The organism is Duganella sp. BJB476, from assembly GCF_003416895.1.
In the GTDB taxonomy this organism is placed as follows: Bacteria; Pseudomonadota; Gammaproteobacteria; order Burkholderiales; family Burkholderiaceae_D; genus Rugamonas.
On the sequence record NZ_QVIO01000009.1, the window covers coordinates 93,314 to 114,042 of the forward strand.

Here is a 20,729-nt window from a genome sequence, read left to right on the forward strand (position 1 = left end):
TCATGGCCGCAGGCGCCTACCAGCGCATGATGGCGCGCACCTGCGGCAGCAGGTCCTTGGCGATGCTGACGGTTTGTTCTTTGGTAGGGTGGCCGTCGGTGGCGTCGCCCGGATAGGCCCGCGACGCGATGTAGTGCACCCGCGGGTCGCCGGCGCGGCGCACCGTCTCGTTGAGGTAGTCCACCAGCGCCGCCTTCTTTGCCCCGGTTTGCAGGCCGCCTTCGGTCAGTACGATCTGCGCTTGCGGATGGTCCCGCAACAGTATTTTCACCAGTCGCACGTAGGCCTGCACATACGGCTCGCGCTCAGGCATGCCGGGATTGGCGTCGTTGTTGCCGATGGCGCTGAGGATCAGGTCCGGCCGGTAGCCGCGCTGGTCCCACGGCACGGGATGCGCCTTGTCAGCGATCGCCAGTTGGTAGTAGTCCGCCAGATTCAGTTCGTCGGTCCTGTTGTCCCAGGTGCGCAGCAAACCGTGGCCGCCGTAGCAGACCAGTTGCACTTGCGCGTGCAGCGCATCGGCCATCAGCATGCCGTAGGACGCGCGGGCGTTCCACCATGACGGCTCCTTCTTCGCGCCCGGAATTCGGTCGATGGCTTCGCCGCAGGTGACGGAGTCGCCCAGCATCAGCAGCTTGCGCTCAGGGAGCGCGGGCGCCGGCAGCCACTGGCCGTCCGTATCGAAGCTCAGCAGCGCGGCCGTGCCATGCCAGGTTTCGGAACGGTTGATGATTTCCACCTCGTGTCTGCCGGCGCTGGCGCCCTCCACCAGCGCCAACGTCCACCGGCCGGACGATAGCCTGACCTTGCGCGCTTCGCCATGATCGACGATCACGTCCAGATAGCTGTTGCCGCCGCTCGCTTCCGCCTCGACGTCCAGGCGCATTCCCTGGAAAGCCAGGTAAAAACTCACACCCGGATAGCCGAAACGCACCGCGCCATCTTCGCGTACTTCGGCGCGGCCCATGCGCGCGATGCGCGGATCGGCCGCCGCGATCGGCGCCGCGCCCATCAAATTGCCTATGTCCGGCAGCATCGCATCGGACCAGATCTGATAGCCCTTGGCGGTCGGATGCAGGAAGTCCGCCATCACCTCGGGCGACATGTCGCCATCGGCCTGCAGGAAGCGTGCGCCGTAGTCGTGGAAGAAGACGTGACGGCCGTCGTCCAGCTTCGCGATCATGCGGTTCAACTCAGTCACCCGCGCGCGATTCGGGCTTTGCGCCGATTGATCGTAGGGCAGCACGGCGTTCAGCAGTACGCGGGCGGCGGGATATAGCGCGCGCAGCTTCGCCAACACCGCCCGCACACCGTCGAACACCCCGGACGGCGTGGCGCTGCAATGGAAGAAGTTATTCACGCCTATCGTCAGCACAACCACCTTGGGATGCAGCTTGTCCGCGTGGCCGTTCTCCAACCGCCACAGCACGTTGCCGGTGTAGTCGCCGCCGATGCCGAAGTTGGCTGGACGCCAGGCGCCGAAGGACTGGTCCCAGATCGCCTTGTTCCAGCCCGCGGTGATCGAGTCGCCGACGAACAGCAAGTCCACGCCGCCAGCATCGGCTATCGCGGTCTGGTCGCGGAATATCTGTTGCCAGCGCTGCGCCGTCATCCATGAGTAGTCCACCTTGCGCGGCGCGGGCGTGGTGCCGCACGTGCCGCCGTCGTCGCTAGCTTGAGCGCAGGAGCTTGCCAACACCGCCATCGCCAGCCCCGCGATCAGCTTGCGGCTCATGCTCCGCCCCGCATTTTCAGGCGCAACAACAGCACGCTATGCGGCGCCAGCTTGCCGTCGAGTTTATTGCCGGTGTCGCCGGACTTGCCGCTCCAGACGTCGGTCCAGCCATAGACGGCCTTGTTGAAGTCTGCTTCGCGCTTGCTCAAGTCGTCGCTGATGTGGTGCCGCTTCCAGTCGTAGCTGAGCGTGACCGCCTGCTCGCCGCGATTGAGCACCATCAGCGCCCAATCGCCGTCCGCCAGCGGCCTGGCCCAGTATTCCAGCCGTCCGCCGTCCATGAACTTCAAGGCCGGCATGCCCAGCCTGTCCTGGCTGATCGCTATCATCTCCTTGTTGGTCAGGATGCGGCGCTTCGCTTCCGGCATGCTGCGCAAATCGTTCCCCAGGATCAGCGGCGACGCCAGCATGGCCCAGATCGCGAAGTGCGCGCGGTCCTCGTCCTCGCTCATGCCGTTGCCCACTTCGAGCATGTCCATATCGTTCCAGTGTCCCGGACCGGCGAACTTGCGCAGGCCGGTCTGCTTGTCGAGAATCCGCAGCACGCCGAACTGCGACCACGAGCCGTGATTGAACTCGCAATCCCAGCAAGGATAGATATCGCCGGTGGTGCGCCAAGAATGGCCGACGTCGGCCGCCCAATCCCACGGTTTGCTTTCGCCCCATTCGCACATGCTGAACAACATCGGCCGGCCGGCGCTGCGGATCGCATCGCGCATGGTGGCATAGGCGCCGACGGCGTTCAGTCCCTTGCTGTCGCACCAATCGTACTTGACGTAGTCTATGCCCCAGGAGGCGTAGGTGATCGCATCCTGGTATTCATGTCCGCGGCTGCCCGGATGGCCGCCGCAGGTGGTGGCGCCGACGTCGGAATAGATGCCCAGCTTGAGTCCCTTGCCGTGCACATAGTCCGCCAACGCCTTGATCCCCGAGGGGAAGCGTTCCGCGTTCGGACGAATCACGCCGTCCTTGTCGCGCGTGCCGTGCCAGCAATCGTCGATGTTGACATACCGATCTCGCCTTTCATCTGGCGCGTGAATATGCGCCTGGAGCGCAGCTGGTCTATAACGACTACATGGCGCCGCGCGCCGGCGACGCCGCGCATCGGGCCGGCGTGCTCAAATTGCTGGAGAGCCTGAAGGCGCGCGGCACGCCGATCAATGCATTGGGATTGCAAAGCCATATCAGCGCGGCCGACGCGATGGCGGGCCCCGGCGGCGGCAAGCAGGCCGAGCTTGCTTGGCGCGGTTTTCTCGACGAGGTCACCGGCATGGGCTACGAACTGTTGATCACCGAGTTCGACGTCAACGACCGCGACCTGCCCGCCGACTGTGCTATGCGCGACGCCGGTGCGGCCGCCCTGGCGCGCGACTATCTCGATGTCACGCTCAGCTATCGCTGCTGCCGCGACATGCTGCTATGGGGCATGGCCGATCATGTCAGCTGGCTGCGGGAATGGAAGGCTGCCCAGCGCGCGGATGGCTTGCCGCAGCGCTCCACGCCGTTTGACGGCCGCTTGCAGGACAAACCGATGCGCCACGCCATTGTTGCGGCCTTGAACGGAATGCCAGACCGAGCGAACTGAGTAACAGGACCGCCGCACCGGCCAAAGGTGCTGGCGGCAGTGTTCAGTTAGCGGTTAACGACCCACACGAGGTGCACATTGGTGGGCGTGAAGGAAACGGTCTTCAGCGCAGCGCCGCTGCAGGCGCCGGCGAAAACAGACGCCGCATAGGTATTATTCAAACGTACGGCCCCTAAGCTCTTGGCTTTACCGCTGGCCAAATCTTGTTGGCCATTGATATAAAAACGCACGCATCCCTTGGTGTTGTTCAGCGCGGTCATGGTCGCGGTTGGCGCGGCTGCTGCTGTACCCACGCCAGAGGCCGCGGTGGCCTGTCCACCCGAACTACCAGTACCGAGAGCCTGCGCCCCCGAATTGCCAGCTCCGAGGACCAGTGCTCCTATAGCCGTCATCGCAAGCAAAAATGTTTTCTTGCTGAGAGTTTTTCCATTGTTCATATTGATACCTTTATCAAGTCGACGTTCTTAAGACAAATTGCCCGTTATGGCCTGCATGCCTATGGCATTCGACCGGTGCGGGCGCTTGGGACGGATCAGTTATTGACAGACCAATAGAGGTCGACCGTAGTCGACGAGCGTGCGATGGTGCGGCTGTCCGTGGCACTCGGCTTGAACGAAACGGTCTTGATGGCCTTGCCGCCGCACGCACCTGCGAAGACGGAAGCCTGAAGCAGCTTACCATTGTCCTGGACCGTGCCCAATTTGAAGCCGTGGTGGGCAGGAACGTCGTGCTGGCCATTGACATAAAAGCGCACACAGCCATTGGTGAGGTTCGAGCCGACCAGATGGTACGACGGAGCGGACGTGATGATCGCAGATTCCAGTGCGCCGGCGGAGCCGGAGGTCAGCGCACCCATCGCTGCGACGGTAAAGAAAAACGCGCTCTTGCCAATAATTTTACGGCTATTCATTTTGATACTCCTGATAAGTGATCTGATTAAATAACGATTGCTAGCCGCCGGCGGCCGCTCCAGACAACTGTTTCAACCGACGACATTTGGATCATAGATTGCCCTCGCCGGCCGCCAGGCGGGCCAAACGAAGTACACCGCTCCCGCGCGAAGCAAGCCTGCAGCCGCCCTCGCGCTTCCGGCTGGCAGCCCATCAGTGATGCTGCGCCGCTCACCGCAACGGCGAGCGATATCTGTTTTCGGCGGCAGGCAGCGTTGTTCGTTTTGTCGATCAAGCGCCTGGCGGGAGCCGCCTATGCTTCGGGCGTCGCAGGCTTCAACAGGCTGGTTCGACAGAGGTCCTGATTTATCTCCACCATCGAAGGGTATTGAAATGAACAACAGCAAAGTTATTGGCAACAAAGTGTTTTTCGCCGCGATCGCGGCCGCGAGTGTTTTGATCGCAGGCTCCGCCAGCGCCGGCGCGGGTGCGGTTGTCGTGGGTAGCGCGACTGCGGGTGCGACAGGCAGCAACAACCATCCCCAGAACTTCCTGGTAGCACGCAATTTCACCAAAGGCTGCGTGAGTTTTTACGACCAAGGCCAAGTGGTCATGAAAGTTGCTGCAGGCCAGTCAAGCGTCTTGGGTCTTACCACGCGCAACAAGACCTACCAGGCGTTGGTCTCCCAGCTCGGCTGCGGCTTTCCGTCACCCGCCAAACTGATTGAGTTCAACACCTCGAACGCCACCACCACCAAAAATGCTTCCGGCGGCTGGGATTTCTATTGGATCGTTAAGTAATCGAATGCTTCTGTCTGGAGCCTAGTGGCCCGGATGACAGCACATGAAGTGATGGATTTCGACCTGGCTGGAATCCATTTTTAAAAGGTAGTTGGTCAATTTGCATCTGTTTCTGATAGATGAAATATGGGATCTCAGTGGTTCATTTTTTCCCATGAAAGTCGCGCAGCCAACCACCCGTGCTGAGCGCATCGTCAGATGTTTTCATTTGGCGATATCAGCAGTGCTTATTTTTGCGATGCTTTACTTTCTTTGTATCGTTCGCCTCGCTAACAGCTATGCGATCTTTATTTTTGGCGCAGCCTCGATAGTTCCACTTTGCATTGGTATGTTTGCAAAGAGAAAACTGGTTTTTCAAATGCTTTTGTTGGGATATCTTTTTGAGATTTTATTTTTCACAGGCGAGGTACTGATCTTTCCCATATAACCGGATACAGCCTGCCTGCGAATAGCGGCTAGATTTCTTATCTTCAAGATGATAGATTGCAAGCTCTACTAACCAATATGGGGATGCAGCATGAGCACATATGCGGAAATTAAAGCACAAATCGCGGAACTGGAAAACAAGGCCAAAGAAGTGCGTTCTTCTGAACTGGCTGCGGCTAAGGCTCAGATTTTAGAAATCATGACGACTTACGGACTGACACTGAACGACTTTGGCGGCAGCGCTAAGCCAAAGTCGGCCAAAGTCCGTCAACCAGTTCCCGCAAAGTATCGAAATACCGAGACTAGTGAGACCTGGACTGGTCGAGGCCGGGCCCCGCTCTGGTTGGCGGGGAAAAACAAGGATGACTTCTTGATTAAGTAAAAGAACAACGAGATTTTTCATACGCCTTTCGCAGCGTGCGCAAACTAGCCTCTTATCCGGCAAAACGAATAAGTCGCACCCCTGCGAAGCAAGCCTGCCGCTGTGCACAATGTGTTCAACACGTCAGTATTGTGAGATCTCGCCGTCGCGTCGCACCCATCCCCACGCAACAATTGCCGTCAGAATGGCTGATCCGCAGATCGCCGTCGGCAACGCCGATGGCGATGCGCCCAGGCCGGGCGCCAGCAGGAAGCCCGCGCCCACGGCCACCAGCGGCAGCGTCGTCCCCAGCCACGCGCTCGCGCGCCCCGCAGCGCGCTGGAACGGCGCCATCGCGGCGGCCTGGCCGCAGGACTGGTGTATCGCGTGGGCCAGCACAAACAACATGTAAGGCAGGACGACCGCGGCCGCCGACCTGATTCCCGACAGCGCAAGCAGGCCCATGGCGCCGCCGCCGGCGATGCCGACCAGACTGGCGCCGCAGACGGTTTTGCGCAATCCGAACGCGACCAGCGCGCGGCGGCAGATCACGGTGCCGGCCAAATACAGCAGGGAGCATAGCGACAGCACGGCGCCATATTCGATCGTGCTCAATCCGCACTGCTCGATCAACAGAAACGCCGAGCCGCTTAAAAACAGATAGTGGCCAAGATAGGAGCACGCGGTCAGCGCGGTGTAGACCCGGAACACCGGATGACGCCAGATGTCGCGCCAGCCGCATGGCGGCAACCGCACCATCGCCTGGGTGTCCAGCGTTTCGCGCAGGCCGATGGCGGCCACCGCTAACGCCAGCACGCCGACCAGGCCATAGGCGGCCAGCGCGCCCGGCACGCCGCTGCTGCCGACCAGCATGCTGCCCGCCAATGGCCCCGCCAGCGAGATGGCGCTGATCCACGAAAAACAGCGCGATAGCACGATGATGGATTGCTGCGGCGAATAGAGATCGCGGATGATGGCCCGTGCGCACACGCCGGCGGCGGCCACTCCCGCCCCTTGTGTCCAGCGACAGGCGATCAGTGCGGCCAGGTCCGCCGCAAAGAAGCATCCGATGGACGCCAGCACGAACAGTAGTAATCCGGTCAGCAAGGCCGGGCGGCGCCCCCACCGGTCGGCCAGGATGCCCCAGATGATTTGGGTCGAGCCGAAGCCCAGGATCAGCGCTGAAAATGCCCACTTGCGCACGCCGCCGTCGGCCAAGGCGGGCAACAGCGGCAGTGTCGGCAAGATCAAGGCGCTGCTGAGCGCGTGCAACGACAGCAACAGCACCAGCAGAACCCGCAGGGTCGCTGTCGATGGCGCCGCCGCGGTCATCGCGTCAACGCCGCGCAGGTCCGGCGCGCTGCGAACTCTCGCGCACCACCAGCCCGGCCGGGAACACCCGCTGCACCGGCGGCGCAGCGCCGGCGCCGAGGATTTGGTCGAGCAGCATCTGCACGCTGGCCTGCGCCATTTCCAGCACCGGCGAATGCACGCTCGACAGCGGAGGAATGCAGTAGTCGTCATAGTGCATATTGTCGAAGCCGACCACGCTGACGTCGCCGGGCACGTTGACGCCCAGTTCATGCAGGCCTTTGAGGGCGCCGAGCGCCATGCGGTCGCTGGCGAAGATCAGCGCGTCCGGCCGGTCACCGGTGCCGCACAGTTCGCGGGCGATGCGATGGCCGCTGGCTAGCGACCAGTCGCCGCTGACCGCCCACGGCGCATGGACCGCCAGGCCGTGCTCGCGCATCGCGCGCGCGTAGCCGCGCTGGCGTTCCTCGACATCCTCGTTGCCGCGGCCGTCGCGCTGGCCGCCGATGAAGGCGATGTGACGGCAGCCGGCGGCGTGCAGGTGGCCGACGACCTCGGCCGTCACCTCCTCGTTGTTCTGCGCCACGTAGGAGAACGCCGGGTCACGGGTGCCGAACACCACGAACGGCAAGCCGTGGCGCTTGAGTTGCTCCAGCACCGGATGGCCGGTGCGCTCCACCACCGCCACCACGCCGTCGACCCGCCCGGCCAGGAACAGGTCGCGCACCAGGGCGTAGGCCGCCGCATCGTCGCCGATCTGGCTGCGCTGCATCAGCGCGTAGCCGTGCGTATCGGCCACGCGGCCAAGCACCTGCAGCACGTTGTTCCAATAGGTGTCCTGGATCTGGAAGGAGCGATTGTCGTAGGCGGCGCGCTCGCCGAAGAAGATACAGGCCAGCGTGTTGGTGCGGATCGCGCGCATCGAACGGGCGGCCATGCTCGGCACGAAGTTGAGCACGGCGATCGTTTCCTGCACGGTCCTCAGCGTTTTCTGCGCCACCTTTTCGGGATGATTGAGCACCAGGGACACGGTCTGATAGCTGACCCCGGCCATCTTCGCCACGTCCTTGATGGTCACGCGCTTCATATTTCTTTCAACGGTCAACTCGGCTACCTCGGAATTCGCTGCCGCCCCTGACCTACGCGGAACTGGGTATCGAACGCGAACATATCGTAAAAAACGCAAAACTCGGGCGCGCCCAGTTCGATCAACGGCACCCGCTTCTGCAGCATGTTGAAGCACGCCGATTGTACCGCGAGATACTCGCGTTGCTGCTCCGGCGTCATCCAGTCGACCAGATAGGCCAGCGAGATATGGAAGCCGTACTGCTCGTGGTCGGGCGCGCGCAGCCGCAGTTGTGCCGACAGCCGGTCGCGCAGGCGGCGCAGCTTGCGGTTCTCCTGCTCGTCCAGCGGCAGCAGCCGGATGGTGGCGCCGGGATCGCGACGCAGGCTGAATTCATCGAGCCGCATGCGCAGCGGCAGCGCGCAGTCCAGTTCAAAGCCTTCGAGTTGACGCTCCAGATAGCGGTGCGAGGCTTCCAGCGGCGCGTCGATCGGCAGGCCGGCTGGCCAGATGCCGGCGCGCCGGCTGCTGTCGGTCACGCCTTCGAACACCGTCATGTGATAGCTCGACGGCGGCAGCAGCGCCAGGCAGTGCGCGTAACTGCCCGCCGCCAGTGTGTCGCGCACGCTGGTCAGCGCATCCGACAGCGGTGTCGCCAGCGGAATGTGGCTGATGATGGTATTGCCCGGAAAACGGAAGGGGCTGCCGTCGGCGTTGAATTTCCGGCCGACCGAAGGCGGCCGGCGTGGGCCGGCGTCGGTCGCGGCCGGAGCGTCGGTCGCGCGGGCCAGCGCGGCGCCGCCCCCGGCCGCCATGGCGGCCAGCGAGGCGTTCAGCATAAAGCTGCGGCGTGTGTTGGTCATCGTATGCGTTCCCCCGGATTAGAGCTTGATGTTGAGGCCGACCAGGACCGACGGGAACAGCTTCCACGCCGACTGCACCTGGCCGCTGCCGAAATTGTACTGTTGCCCCTGCGACGTGGCGTTCAGCACGTCGAGCGAGATCGACGCGCGCTTGGAAATATCGTAGGCCAGCTGGATATCGACGTTGTCGGTGGCTGCCTGATAGCGGTTGAAGATGAAGCCGGCCGGCGTGAAGTTGGGGAAGCGGCTGTCCCACAGCTTGCCCAGGTGGCTCCACGCCAGCTTGGCGTGCACCGGTCCCTTTTCGTAATACAGCGAGGCGTTCAGGATCTGCTTCGGTTGCTGCTGCAGCGCGTCGAGCACCAGCGTCGATCCGTTGGACAGGGTCACCGGCGCATGCGCGCGGCTGTAGCTGCCGTTGACGCTGACACCCAGGCCGTTGAACGGCGCGGGCAGGAAGGTCAGGTCCTTGGTCACGCCGAATTCGATGCCGGTCAGCCTGGTCAGGTCGGCAGTGTTGCGCGCCTGGGTCACCAGCACCTGGGTCGGCACGCCGTTTACCGGCAGTGATTGCATCTGGCCGAAGTTGAAGATTTCATCCTTGATGCGCTTGTGGAACAACGCCAGGGACACGATGCCGCGTCCGTCGTCCAGATACCATTCGTGGCCGAGATCGAGGTTGGTCGACAGGCGTGGTTTCAGATCAGGATTGCCGGTCGACAGGGTCGGCACGCCGCTGCTGGTATTGAGCGCGCCGCCGTGGGTGGCGATCTGGTCGAAGCGGGGGCGGCCCACGGTCTGCGACAGGCCCATGCGCAGCTTGCTCTCGGCGCCGGTCTCCATCACGGCGGTCACCGACGGCAGCAGATTGCTGTAGGAATTCTTCGTCGGCACCAACGCGTAGACGCCATTGGTGGCCAGATAGCCGTCGCTGTCGAAGTGCGTCTGCTCCAGGCGTAGCCCGCCGACGACCAGCCACTTGTCGGTGCGGAACTGGGTCTGCGCATAGGCGGCGTTGACATGTTCGCGCAGGTCGTAGGTGTTGCCGTACTGCGAGGCCAGATCGACCGTGGTTTTCTCGCCGCCGCCGTACTTGGCAAAGGCGGCGTCGGCCAGGCCGAAATCGATGACCGGGATGCGGGTGTTGCAGGCGACCGCGCACAAGCCGCCGCCGCTGACGACGCTGGCCAGCGTGTAGGGCGCGCCACTGTAGTCGGTGCGGTAGAACGAGGTGGCCGATTCGGTCCGCAAGGCGCGCGCGCCGACGGCGCCGCCCCATCCCCTGCTCTCTTCGCCCATATTGTATTTGAGGTTGGTCTGCACGTCCTTGACGGTCGCCGCATACCAGGTGCCTTCGGCGCGATGGTATTGCAGCGCATAGCGGGACGGATCGGCGGCGTTCGGCGACACCGCCGTGAACACCGGATACTTGCCGCTCCAGTCGTAATTGAAGGCCAGGCCGGACTGGATGAAGCGTTCCCAGGTCTGTGGGTTTTCCACCGTCGACTTCGACAGGCTGGCGCGGACATCGGCCGTCAACCCGGGCCGCAGCTCGATTTTATATTCGCCGTTGGCGCCATACAGCGCGCGGTCCCAGCGCAGCCGTCCGACGTCCGCCGTTTGTGAGGCCGAGCTGATGGCGCCGCCGGTGGCGCTCTGGTTGCCGACCTTGGCCGAGCTGTCGACCGAGGCCAGCAGGCCGTAGCGGTCCGAGTATTCCTTTTGGCGGAAGTCGTACGTGCTGACATAGGCGCTCATCGCCTCGTCCGGGTGCCAGTCCAGCCGCGCGGTGAGGCCGGTGCGGGTGCGCGTGTTGTCGTAGTTGTACCAGCGGCGCTCGGTCGGCACCGCGTAGCCGTTGCCGCCGCCGAAGACCGCGCTGCGCGTCCCGGCATCGGTGTAGCTGTTCAACGTGCTGCCGGTCTCGATCTGCGGCACATTGATCTGGCGGGTCCAGTAGCTGGCCGTGGTCATCAGGCCGAAGGCGTTGCGGGGGCCGAAGCGGGTGGCCCAGCGGCCCTGCGCCTCGCCGATGGGACGCGAACCGCCCGATTTTGGCTGGCCGAAATTCTCGCCGGCCTTGACGGAAAAGTCGAGCAGGTCGGCGCGGTAGTTGAAGGCGCCGCCGCTGACCATGTTGACCACGCCGCCGATGGCGCCGCCGTCCGTTTCCGGCAACGGGTTCTTGCTTACGTCGACCCGGCGCACAAAGTTCGACGGCAATACTTCCATGTAGATCTGGCGGCCGCCGATGTCGGCGGTGGCCAGCGTGAAGCCGTCGATCAAGGTGGTGTTGTAGTTGGCGTTCAGGCCGCGCACCACGACAAACCGCGGTTCGCCCTGATAGCTGAGCGTCGCCACGCCGGTCACCCGCTTGAGCACATCGCCGACGTTGAAATCGGGCAGTTTGCCGATTTCGTCGGCGGCGATGGTATCGACCATGGCGACGGACTCCCGCTTGGTGGCGATGGTTTTGGCGTTCGACGAGCGCACGCCCCGGATTTCTATGGCTGCCGGCACTACACCCTCCGCAGCCGCCATAGGCACTTCGTCCGCCATCGCCTCGCGCGCAGAGGCCGACAGCGCCGCGCCGATGGCTACGGCCATCAGGGAGAGGCGGAATGACAGGGATTGAGGGGATTGAATCAACATTATTGCCTCCATGATAAGCCATCCAGGGATAGATGCGCTCCGAATTTATTAGAACGTTCTAATTTTAAGCTGAATTGAAAAGGAATTCTCCCCGGAATTAGCCAAAAGCAAACGTTTTCAGCAGGTACTTTACTCCAGAGTGCTCATTAGTGAATTAGAACGTTCTAATTATATTGGCTATATATTTCATGCTGATGACATTGAAGTTGCAATAAAATCACGATCAACCAGTTCCGTCTGACGTAAATACAACAAGCAAGTTGCAATCATCAAATTGTCTATACAACTATGGATGGCAATGTTAGCCTTGTTTTACCCCGTAACAACCTCGCGCCGTCCTGCCTTATCGGGCAAAGCGGCAAGTCAGCTTGTGCTATCGCACCCCGTTGGCCTCGAATACCTGGCACATATCCTGCTCTATAAACCTGTTGCCCAGTTATTTGTATAGACAACAGTAATCGGCATGTATAGACAATACGCCGCCGACTGCAATTCAGTTCGCCCCACAAGGCATAGTGGCCGCTCCGTTTTGGTGCCACGCCGCCATGTGATGGTGCAATTTCATGTAGCTATCCAGACCAGAAGAAGGAATGACAAAATGGGGAACAAACTGATGGGGTTAAGCGCGTTGGCGATGGTTTCGACTAGCGCTATCGTTTCCGGACAGACGCAGACGCCGGCTACCGACCGCGCCGACCAGATCGAGCGCATTGAGGTGACTGCTTCACGTTCGGCGCGCGCCGAAGAAATCCAGCAGGTGCCGATGGCGCTGACCGCCATCAAGCCGGAGAGCCTGGCCAAGTTCGGCCTGTCCGGGCTGGCGGACATCGCCCGTCTCGCGCCATCGGTGGACATGCAGGAGCAAGGCCCCGGCGTCAACAACATCACCATGCGCGGCCTGGTCGTGCGCGGCATCACACCGTCGGAAATCGCCGACGCCTCGCTGGTGGCGGTGTATGTCGACGACATGCCCGTCACGCTCAAGTCCGGCAATCCCGACCTTAAAGTGCTGGACCTGGAGCGCATCGAGGTGCTGCGTGGCCCGCAGGGCACGCTGTACGGTGCTGGCGCCATGGCCGGCACGATACGCCAGATCACGCAAAAACCTGATGCCGATTCGATGTTTGGCTCGTTCGAGGCGGTCGGTTCCAGCACCTCCGGCAACGGCGGCGCCAACGGCAACCTGCGCGGCATGGTCAACATTCCCGTCAAGGAAGGCGTACTGGGCCTGCGCGTGACCGGCTACACCGGCGAGGATAGCGGCTACGTCAAGAACATCCTGAACGGCAAGCGCACCAACGACACCCGCACCGACCAGGGCCGGGTGGCCATGCGCCTGCAGGCCTCGTCCGACCTGACGGTCGACGCCAGCATTACCGCCTCCTCCATGAGCGGCGGCCTGAACGGCGCCTTCAGCGGCCTGGCGCCGTTCACCACCAGCGCCATGACGGAGCAGAGGACCAAGGACGACATGCAACTGTACAACCTGGCCGTCAACTACAAGATGGCCAAGGCGGAACTGGTGTCGTCGACCACCTTCGTGCACCGCAAGACGCTGTACCGGAAATCGGATGAATACAACACCACCGCCTTCATCTTCCCTGGCCAGAGCCTGATCCAGGCCGACTATACGATAGCCAACAAGCTGCAGGACTTCGCGCAAGAATTTCGGCTCAACTCGACCGAGGCTGGTCCGCTGAAGTGGACCGCCGGCCTGTTCCTCGAAAGCGGCAAGCGCGACTTCTGGGAAGACGAACCGACCCCGGGCATGGACGCGCGCTACGCGGACGCCTACGGCTTCCCCGGTTACAGCTCGCTCGTCAATGACCTGGCCTTCAATAAGGACGACCAGTTCTCCGGCACCCAGGAGTCGCGTTCGCGCCAGGCTGCGCTGTTTGCCGAAGCGACCTACACGCTGTGGGACAAGCTGGACCTGACGGCCGGCGTGCGCCTGTTCACCCAGTCCGAGGATTTCAAGCTGCGCTTCACCGGCTACTACGGCAACACGCCGGCGGCCACGGTCGATGCACCGGTCGGCACGCCCAACGTCGTCAGCAGCAAGGCCAGCGCGCGCGGCGGCAATCCGCGCTTCGCCGCCGCCTACCATCTGGCCCCGGAGCACTTGCTCTACGCGCAGGCCGGCAAAGGCTTCCGCTACGGCGGCAACAACCAGCCGGTGCCGGAGACCTTGTGCGGCATCCAGGCGCCGGCCAGCTTTGGCCCGGACCAGTTGTGGAGCTATGAGCTGGGCTCGAAAAATACCTTCCTTAACCAGCGCGTGAGCCTGAACGTGGCGGCCTTCCTGATCGATTGGGAAAAGGTACAGGTCGCCAACTACCTGCCGTGCTCTTACTACTACACGCAGAATGCCGGCAAGATCCGCAGCCAGGGCCTGGAAATCGAATCGATGGTCAAGCTGGCGCGCCGCATGAGCCTGGGCTTCAACGCGGCTTACACCGACGCCAAGGCCAGGACCGCCATCGTTACGCCGCTCGAGGCGCAATCGGCGCCGGCCGGCACCCGCACGCCATACGCGCCGCGCCTGACCGCCAGCCTGTCGTTCAACTATACGGTGCCGCTGGCCGACAGCGATGAGGTGGGTATTGCGGCGACCTATTCCTATCGCGGCAACTCGTACACGGACTTCGCTCCGACCGGCAGCAACTATGCGGAAATCCCATCGTCGAGTATGCTGAACGCGGCGCTGTCCTATAAATCGGGAAAATATGAGTTCGGCCTGTTCGGCACCAACCTGAGCAACCGTACCCGGGTCGTCGACGTGACCCGCGATCCAAACGGCCTGCAGCCCGGCGACACCATCTACATGGCCCGGCCGCGCACCGTGGGCGTGCGCGTCAAGGCGCGTTTCTGATGTCGTGCATTTGTGGATGAGCCATTGATGAAAATATATCGCGACATCGCCGCCGCAGCCTTGGCCGGCGCCATGCTGGGCGCTTGTACCACGGCCGCGGCCGCGGCACCGGCATCGGCCTGGTGCGCCAGCGGCAAGACCGTTAATTTCGCTGGCCTGAACTGGGAGAGCGCGCGTTTCCTGACCGAAGTGATGCGTTACGTGCTTGAGCAGGGCTATGGTTGCCGCACTGACGCCCTGCCCGGCACCAGCATCGCGATGGAACTGGCGCTGGCGCGCAACGACATCCAGGTTTTCGCCGAGGAATGGATAGGCCGCAGCACGGCCTGGAATGATGCTGCCAAGGCCGGCAAGGTGGTGGCGCTGGGCGATATCATCAAGGACTCGTCCGAAGGCTGGTACGTGCCCGAGTACGTGGTCAAGGGCGACGCCAGGCGCGGCATCAAGGCGGCGGCGCCCGGCCTGCGCTCGGTGGTCGACCTGCTGAAATACAAGGATGTGTTCATGGACGACGAGGAGCCGGAGAAGGGCCGCTTCCTGAACTGCCCGACCGGCTGGACCTGCCAGGGCGTGAATACCCAAAAGCTCAAAGCCTATGGCATGAACGATAGCTACGTCAACTTCCGTCCGGGCACCGGGCCGGCGCTGGACGCGGCGATCGCCTCGGCGGTCCAGCGCGGCCGTCCGGTGCTGTTCTACTACTGGAGCCCGACCGCGATGATGGGCCGCTACAAATTCATCCGGCTTGAGGAACCGGCTTTTTCGCAGGCCTGCTGGGACACGCTGACCGCGCAGAACAACACCCGGCCCTGCGGCACCGTCAATCCACCCAACCGCCTGCGGGTGGGCGTGTCGCGCGCCTTCCACGACGCCGACCCGGCGCTCAGCGCGCTGTTCGAGCAGATGAACGTGCCGGTCGGCCTGCTCAACGTCCTGCTGGCCGAACGGGAGGCCAAGAAACTGGAGGCGCCGGCGCTCGCCCTGCTGTTCCTCAAGCGCCAGCCCGCCATCTGGCAGGCCTGGATGCCGGCCGATGTCGCGGCCAAAATCAGTTCCACGCTTAAATGAGGTTTTCATGCCATCGTTTCCCGAAGCACTAAATATTTCCCTGGTCGAGACGATCAACGAGACGGTCGACGCCATCAACAGCCGCTTCGGCGACGCCTTCCATGACGGTTCGATCTGGCTGCTGCGCCATGTACTGGTGCCGTTCGAGGGCGCCCTGCGCACCCTGCCCTGGTGGCTGGTGCTGGCCGGGGTGTTCCTGCTCAGCCTGCACGCTACGCGACGCTGGGGCCACGCCGCCGGCTATACGGCCTGCGTGCTGCTGGTAGGCTGCCTCGGCTTGTGGGACCAGTTGATCCAGACGCTGGCGCTGGTGCTCGTCGCCACGTTGATTGCGGTGCTGCTGGCCGTGCCGCTGGGCATCCTCAGCGCCCGCAGCGACGGCCTGCGCCGGCTGTTGATGCCGGTGCTGGACGTGATGCAGACCATGCCCAGCTTTGTCTACCTGGTGCCGGTGCTGATGCTGTTCGGGCTGGGCAAGGTGCCGGCCATCCTGGCTACCATCATCTACGCGACGCCGCCGTTGATACGCCTGACCGACCTTGGCATACGCCAGGTCAGCGGCGAGTTGACCGAGGCCGCCCGCTCCTTCGGCACCACCCGTTGGCAATTGTTGATCGAGGTACAGCTACCACTGGCGCGGCCCAGCATCATGGCCGGTTTGAACCAGACCATCATGATGGCGCTGGGTATGGTCGTGATCGCGTCCATGATAGGCGCGCGCGGTCTCGGCGAGGACGTGCTCGAGGGCATACAGACCGTCAACATCGGCAAGGGCCTGCAGGCCGGCATCGCCATCGTCATCCTGGCGATCGTGATGGACCGCATCACCCAGGGCTACGGCAGGGACCGCCGTCAGCGTATGACACAAGCAGACAAGGCAGGCCTATGATTCCCTACAAAATACAAGTCAAAAACGTCTGCAAGATTTTCGGCGCGCGCTGGCGGGAGGGACTGCGTTTGCTTAACGAAGGCGGCAGCAAGGCCGACGTGTTGGCGCAGACCGGCTGCAACGTCGGCCTCAGCGACGTTTCGCTGAACATCCAGGCCGGCGAGATCTTCGTCATCATGGGTCTGTCCGGCTCCGGCAAGTCGACCCTGGTGCGGCACTTCAACCGCTTGATCGATCCGAGCGCCGGCGAGATCCTGATCGACGGCCGCGACGTGCTGTCCATGTCGGAGCGCGAGCTGCGCGAACTGCGGCGGCGTCACATCAGCATGGTGTTCCAGGGTTTCGGCCTGATGCCGCACCAGACGGTGCTCGACAACGCCGCTTTCGCGCTGCTGACGCGCGGCGAGCCGAAGACGCAGGCCCGCACCAAGGCCGCCGTCTGGCTGGAGCGTGTCGGCTTGAAGGGTTATGAGGATAAATATCCCGACGAGCTGTCCGGCGGCATGCGCCAGCGCGTGGGCCTGGCGCGCGCCCTGGCGGCCGACACCGACGTGCTGTTGATGGACGAGGCCTTCAGCGCCCTTGATCCGCTGATCCGCGACGACATGCAGGACCAGTTGCTGTCGTTGCAGACCACGCTGCACAAGACCATCATCTTCATCACCCACGATCTGGACGAGGCGCTCAAGCTGGGCGATCATATCGCTATCCTGCGTGACGGCCGACTGGTGCAGGTCGGCACGCCGGACGAGATCCTGCGCTCGCCGGCGGACGACTATGTCCGAAAATTTGTCGAAAAGCGCGCCCATGCGGCGGCGCTGCCGGCCCGGATAGGATGATCACCATGCAGACCGCAACCATATTCCTGGATGACCAGGCCCCGGCCCGGTATGACGACGTGGTCCGGGTCGCCCACGGCGCCCGGCTCGAACTGAGCGCCGCGCTGTGGCGGCGCATCGAAGACGCACGTCTGATCGTCGAGCGGATCGTCGCCGACGGCGTCAAGGCCTACGGCATCAACACCGGCCTGGGCGCCCTGTCCGACGTCGTACTTGGTGGCGAGCAGCTCGCCGAGCTGTCGCGGCGCACGCTCAAGAGCCATGCCTGCGGCCTGGGCGCTACCTTGGGCCTGGTTGAAACGCGTGCCATCATGTGCGCGCAAATCATTAATTACAGCCGGGGGCATTCCGGCATCAGCGCGCACGTGGTCCGGCAATTGCTGGACTTCCTGAACCTGGGACTGACCCCGGTGGTCCCCATGCAGGGCTCGGTGGGCTATTTGACCCACATGGCTCACGTCGGCTTGACGCTGATCGGGCTGGGCGAGCTGCGCTTTCGCGGGCAGACCATGCCGGCAGCCACAGCGCTGGCGATGACCGGGCTGGCGCCGGTGGCGCTGGCGGCGAAGGACGGCCTCAGCCTGGTCAACGGCCTGCCCTGCATGACCGGACTGCTGTGCCTGGCGCTGGACCACGCCAAGCGGCTGGCGTGCTGGGCCGACGTGATCGGCGCCATGAGTTTTGAAGCGCTGCGTGGCCAGCTGAGCGCCTTCGACGCCGAGGCGATGCTGCAAAAGCCGTATCCAGGGCAAATCCATGTGGCCGCCAATCTGCGCGCGTTGCTGGCCGACAGCGTGGTGCTGCGCGGCGGCCAGGGTATCCGCACGCAGGATGCGCTGAGCCTGCGCTCGATGCCGCAGATCCACGGCGCTGCGCGCGAGCAGATCACCCACGCCGAACGGCAAATCAATATCGAGTTACGGTCGGCCAACGACAACCCGTTGGTGTTCGGCGACGAACATAACTACCGGGTGATCTCGCAAGCCAATCCGCACGGAGAGGCGATGGCGATGACGGCCACTACGCTGTCGATAGCGGTAGCGGAGCTGGGCGGCGTGGCCGAGCGCCGCGTCGATCGCCTGGTCAACCCGCATGTCAGCGGTCTGCCGCCATTCCTGATCGCCGAGAGCGGCGTCAACTCCGGTCTGATGATCGTCCAGTACGCGGCGGCCTCGCTGGTTGCGGAAAACAAGATGCTGGCCCAGCCCATGGTGCTGGACAATTACATTACCTCGGCGCAACAGGAAGACCACCTGTCGCTGGGCACGCCTGCTACCTTGAATCTGCTGCGGATATTGAGCAACGTGCAGAAGGTGCTGGCGATCGAATACATCACGGCAGGCCAGGGCTTATACTTCTATCCCGAGATGGAGCTGGGTGCGGGAACCCGGCTGGCGCTGGACCATTTGCGCAGCAAAGTGCCGCCGTTGCTGGAAGACCGCATCGTCTCGCACGACATCATGCTGGCCGATTACCTGATCGACGACGACCGGCAACTGGCTGTATTTGAGGCCGCCTTGAGTAGGAAGTTGTGGCCGCCGGAACAGGCGGCGTCGGCAGCGTAGCTATCGTCCTGGCTGGCGCACCCGGTTGTATGGCCGTGGCCACAACCGTTAACTCTGCTGCGCGGCGGTGTTAGTGCTGCGCATCCATTCGACGGCGATCTGCTGATGGCGGCCAATGACTTCCGGCTGCAGGACCGCTCGGGTGTGGGGATCGCGCACTTCCGGTCGCCCTTCGAGTGCCAGCACCAGCCCGCTTTGTATTTCCTTGTAGGCATCCTCGTAACCTTGCGAATTCAGGTTATCGTTCTCGTCCTCCAGCCGGTCCTCCACACGGTCACTCTCCTCGTGGACCAGTTTCATGATTTGCTGCGTGACGGGATCGTGCTGGCGGGCATAGGCGTGCAGCGGTGGCCAGTCCTTCAACACGCGCAGCTGGCCGGCCGGTGTGCTGCTGCGCTGCGCTGCGTGACGCATCCCCAGTTCAATGACCAGCCGCGGCGCTACCTGGCCGGCGTCGATCCGGCGCGCCAAGGTTTCCGGCGTCAGCGCGGCCAGCTCGTGCAGGGTGTCGCCTGCGGCCGGCGGCGGCGCGGCGGCGGACGAGCTGGCCGCCGCCGGCACGCTTGCGCGCAGGTGCTGCAGATGGGTCGGCAAGCGTATGTCGCAGCGGTTCGCCAGGCGCAGGATGGAATCGGGCAAGCCCGTCAGCTGGCTACAACCTGTCAGCACCAGCCGGTTCAACTGCGGCAGGTCGCCGATCGATGCGGGCAGCGTGCGCAGCCCGCTGCAGCCGCGCAAGTCCAGCGTTTGCAGATTGTGCAGCCGCCCTATTTCCTCGGGCAGCCGTGACAGCTGCGGATTGGCGCTCAGGTTAAGATTGCTGAGCCGCTGCAGGCGGCCTATGTCCGTCGGTACCTCGGCCAGGTTGCAGCCGGCGACCCGCAAAGTCCTCAGGTAGGGCAGCGCCGTCAAGTCCCTCGGCATGGAACCGAGCGGCAGGTTACCCAGGTTCAGCTCCTGCAGCTGCGACAGACCGCCCAGCGGCGGCAGCTGCCGCACCCGTCCTTCCACGATGTGCAGGCTGCGCAAGCCTGGTAACTGGCCCAGGCTGCGCGGCAGCGCGTGCAGCCGGTGATTGCCCTGCAGGCGGAGCGAGTTCAAGCGCGCCAGACGGCCGAGCGACTGCGGCAGGCTGCGCACGTCGCAGCTCACCAGGTTCAACTCGCGCAGGCCGTACAACTCGCCGATGGCCTCGGGCAGGTGCATGACCGGCTGGCCCAGCAGACGTATCTCGCTGGCGTGGCCGTTGTGCACCGCCCTGATGCGGTCGGCCACCATGGCCACGGCTTGGCCGAACTGGGCCGGCGTCGCCGTGCCGCTCACGCCGTCGGTATGGAAATCGTGGGCTTGGGCCACGGTCCCGGCGGCCCAGGCCTGCAGCGCGGCGTTGAAGTTGTGGGGCCCGGGTTGCGGCGCGCCGGGCATCTGGCCGCGCCGCGCACCGGTGGCGCTTGATGGCGAAGCCGCCGTCGCGGCAAGGGACGCCCGGGCGCGGCTCGGCGGCGCGTGCAAGGGGCTGGACGGCGCGGCGCCGGCCTGGCTGGCGCGCGGGCCGCCGGCAACGATGCGCGGACCGGCGCCAGCCTGCCGGTCGGCAGCGCGGTCTTCGCGCGCCTGGGCCGGCACCAGGCACTCGCGCAGCCAGGAAGTGGCGCGCTGGCGCGCCGGCCGGGCCGGCGAAGGGGGCGGTGTGGCGGGAGCGTGCTCGGGCGTGGCGTTCGGGGTGGTCGGACTGGAGCGGTGAAACAGGGAGCGGATCGGCATGTTGGGCAAGCTCGGGAAGAATGCCGGCCGCGCCGGGAAGCG

The 20,729-nt window shown here is 63.7% G+C and carries 17 protein-coding genes and 1 pseudogene; 9 read left to right on the forward strand and 9 right to left on the reverse strand.

The annotated features are described in order from the left end of the window. Positions 1 to 16: 16 nt before the first annotated feature. Positions 17 to 1,735 (reverse strand): bifunctional acetylxylan esterase/glucomannan deacetylase AxeC2, encoded by a 1,719-nt coding sequence (gene axe2C / locus D0T21_RS27790; protein WP_116993223.1) that lies wholly within the window; start codon positions 1,733 to 1,735, stop codon positions 17 to 19. Beyond that, on the reverse strand, positions 1,732 to 2,697 hold the full coding sequence (locus tag D0T21_RS27795) for a glycoside hydrolase family 27 protein (RefSeq protein WP_229211663.1): 966 nt from the start codon (positions 2,695 to 2,697) through the stop codon (positions 1,732 to 1,734). The genes axe2C and D0T21_RS27795 overlap by 4 nt, the downstream gene beginning before the upstream one ends. A 62-nt stretch (positions 2,698 to 2,759) precedes the next feature. Here D0T21_RS27795 and D0T21_RS27800 point away from each other — a divergent pair. Then, positions 2,760 to 3,320 (forward strand): annotated as a pseudogene (locus tag D0T21_RS27800) (endo-1,4-beta-xylanase); the annotation flags it as partial. A 47-nt stretch (positions 3,321 to 3,367) separates the two neighbouring features. Here the strand turns inward: D0T21_RS27800 and D0T21_RS31875 are convergent. Together D0T21_RS31875 and D0T21_RS27810 are read right to left on the reverse strand one after the other, a co-directional pair. Continuing rightward, positions 3,368 to 3,757 carry a signal peptidase gene (locus tag D0T21_RS31875; RefSeq protein ID WP_147328186.1) on the reverse strand — a complete coding sequence of 130 codons (390 nt, stop codon included), beginning with the start codon at positions 3,755 to 3,757 and terminating at the stop codon, positions 3,368 to 3,370. Positions 3,758 to 3,852: 95 nt separating this feature from the next. Beyond that, entirely contained in the window at positions 3,853 to 4,230 is a 378-nt protein-coding gene (locus tag D0T21_RS27810; protein WP_229211664.1) for a signal peptidase, read from the reverse strand. A 373-nt stretch (positions 4,231 to 4,603) separates the two neighbouring features. Here D0T21_RS27810 and D0T21_RS27815 point away from each other — a divergent pair, with 373 nt between their 5' ends. From D0T21_RS27815 to D0T21_RS27825, 3 genes are all read left to right on the forward strand, one after another. Then, positions 4,604 to 5,011 (forward strand): hypothetical protein, encoded by a 408-nt coding sequence (locus D0T21_RS27815; protein ID WP_116993227.1) that lies wholly within the window; start codon positions 4,604 to 4,606, stop codon positions 5,009 to 5,011. A 154-nt stretch (positions 5,012 to 5,165) separates the two neighbouring features. Further along, on the forward strand, positions 5,166 to 5,438 hold the full coding sequence (locus tag D0T21_RS27820; protein ID WP_116993228.1) for a hypothetical protein: 273 nt from the start codon (positions 5,166 to 5,168) through the stop codon (positions 5,436 to 5,438). A 90-nt stretch (positions 5,439 to 5,528) separates the two neighbouring features. Continuing rightward, complete coding sequence (locus tag D0T21_RS27825; RefSeq protein ID WP_116993229.1) at positions 5,529 to 5,819, forward strand: H-NS family nucleoid-associated regulatory protein; 291 nt, start codon at positions 5,529 to 5,531, stop codon at positions 5,817 to 5,819. A gap of 123 nt (positions 5,820 to 5,942) precedes the next feature. On the opposite strand, the gene D0T21_RS27830 is transcribed toward D0T21_RS27825, so the two are convergent. From D0T21_RS27830 to D0T21_RS27845, 4 genes are read right to left on the reverse strand one after another with little or no spacing between them, the layout of a single operon-like run. Continuing rightward, positions 5,943 to 7,130: an MFS transporter gene (locus D0T21_RS27830; protein WP_116993230.1), complete on the reverse strand. Its 1,188-nt coding sequence runs from the start codon at positions 7,128 to 7,130 to the stop codon at positions 5,943 to 5,945. A 4-nt stretch (positions 7,131 to 7,134) separates the two neighbouring features. After that, positions 7,135 to 8,196, reverse strand: coding sequence for a LacI family DNA-binding transcriptional regulator (locus tag D0T21_RS27835; RefSeq protein ID WP_116993231.1), 1,062 nt, complete (start codon positions 8,194 to 8,196; stop codon positions 7,135 to 7,137). Positions 8,197 to 8,219: 23 nt separating this feature from the next. After that, positions 8,220 to 9,038 carry a DUF1868 domain-containing protein gene (locus D0T21_RS27840; RefSeq protein ID WP_116993232.1) on the reverse strand — a complete coding sequence of 273 codons (819 nt, stop codon included), beginning with the start codon at positions 9,036 to 9,038 and terminating at the stop codon, positions 8,220 to 8,222. A gap of 18 nt (positions 9,039 to 9,056) precedes the next feature. Further along, positions 9,057 to 11,690: a TonB-dependent receptor gene (locus D0T21_RS27845; RefSeq protein ID WP_199538601.1), complete on the reverse strand. Its 2,634-nt coding sequence runs from the start codon at positions 11,688 to 11,690 to the stop codon at positions 9,057 to 9,059. A 598-nt stretch (positions 11,691 to 12,288) separates the two neighbouring features. Here D0T21_RS27845 and D0T21_RS27850 point away from each other — a divergent pair. The 5 genes from D0T21_RS27850 to hutH are packed head-to-tail and all read left to right on the forward strand — an operon-like array spanning position 12,289 to position 18,923. Then, positions 12,289 to 14,562 (forward strand): TonB-dependent receptor, encoded by a 2,274-nt coding sequence (locus D0T21_RS27850; protein WP_158568061.1) that lies wholly within the window; start codon positions 12,289 to 12,291, stop codon positions 14,560 to 14,562. A 27-nt stretch (positions 14,563 to 14,589) separates the two neighbouring features. Further along, positions 14,590 to 15,630 carry an ABC transporter substrate-binding protein gene (locus tag D0T21_RS27855; RefSeq protein WP_116993234.1) on the forward strand — a complete coding sequence of 347 codons (1,041 nt, stop codon included), beginning with the start codon at positions 14,590 to 14,592 and terminating at the stop codon, positions 15,628 to 15,630. Positions 15,631 to 15,637: 7 nt separating this feature from the next. Beyond that, complete coding sequence (locus D0T21_RS27860; protein WP_116993235.1) at positions 15,638 to 16,519, forward strand: proline/glycine betaine ABC transporter permease; 882 nt, start codon at positions 15,638 to 15,640, stop codon at positions 16,517 to 16,519. Further along, the gene (locus D0T21_RS27865) at positions 16,516 to 17,358 is read left to right on the forward strand and encodes a glycine betaine/L-proline ABC transporter ATP-binding protein (protein ID WP_116993236.1); all 843 of its coding nucleotides are present in this window, start codon (positions 16,516 to 16,518) and stop codon (positions 17,356 to 17,358) included. Before D0T21_RS27860 ends, D0T21_RS27865 begins: the two co-directional genes overlap by 4 nt. Before the next feature lie 5 nt (positions 17,359 to 17,363). Beyond that, positions 17,364 to 18,923: a histidine ammonia-lyase gene (gene hutH, locus D0T21_RS27870; RefSeq protein WP_199538602.1), complete on the forward strand. Its 1,560-nt coding sequence runs from the start codon at positions 17,364 to 17,366 to the stop codon at positions 18,921 to 18,923. Between the two features lie 48 nt (positions 18,924 to 18,971). On the opposite strand, the gene D0T21_RS27875 is transcribed toward hutH, so the two are convergent. Continuing rightward, positions 18,972 to 20,687 (reverse strand): leucine-rich repeat domain-containing protein, encoded by a 1,716-nt coding sequence (locus tag D0T21_RS27875; RefSeq protein ID WP_116993238.1) that lies wholly within the window; start codon positions 20,685 to 20,687, stop codon positions 18,972 to 18,974. Positions 20,688 to 20,729 lie beyond the last annotated feature (42 nt).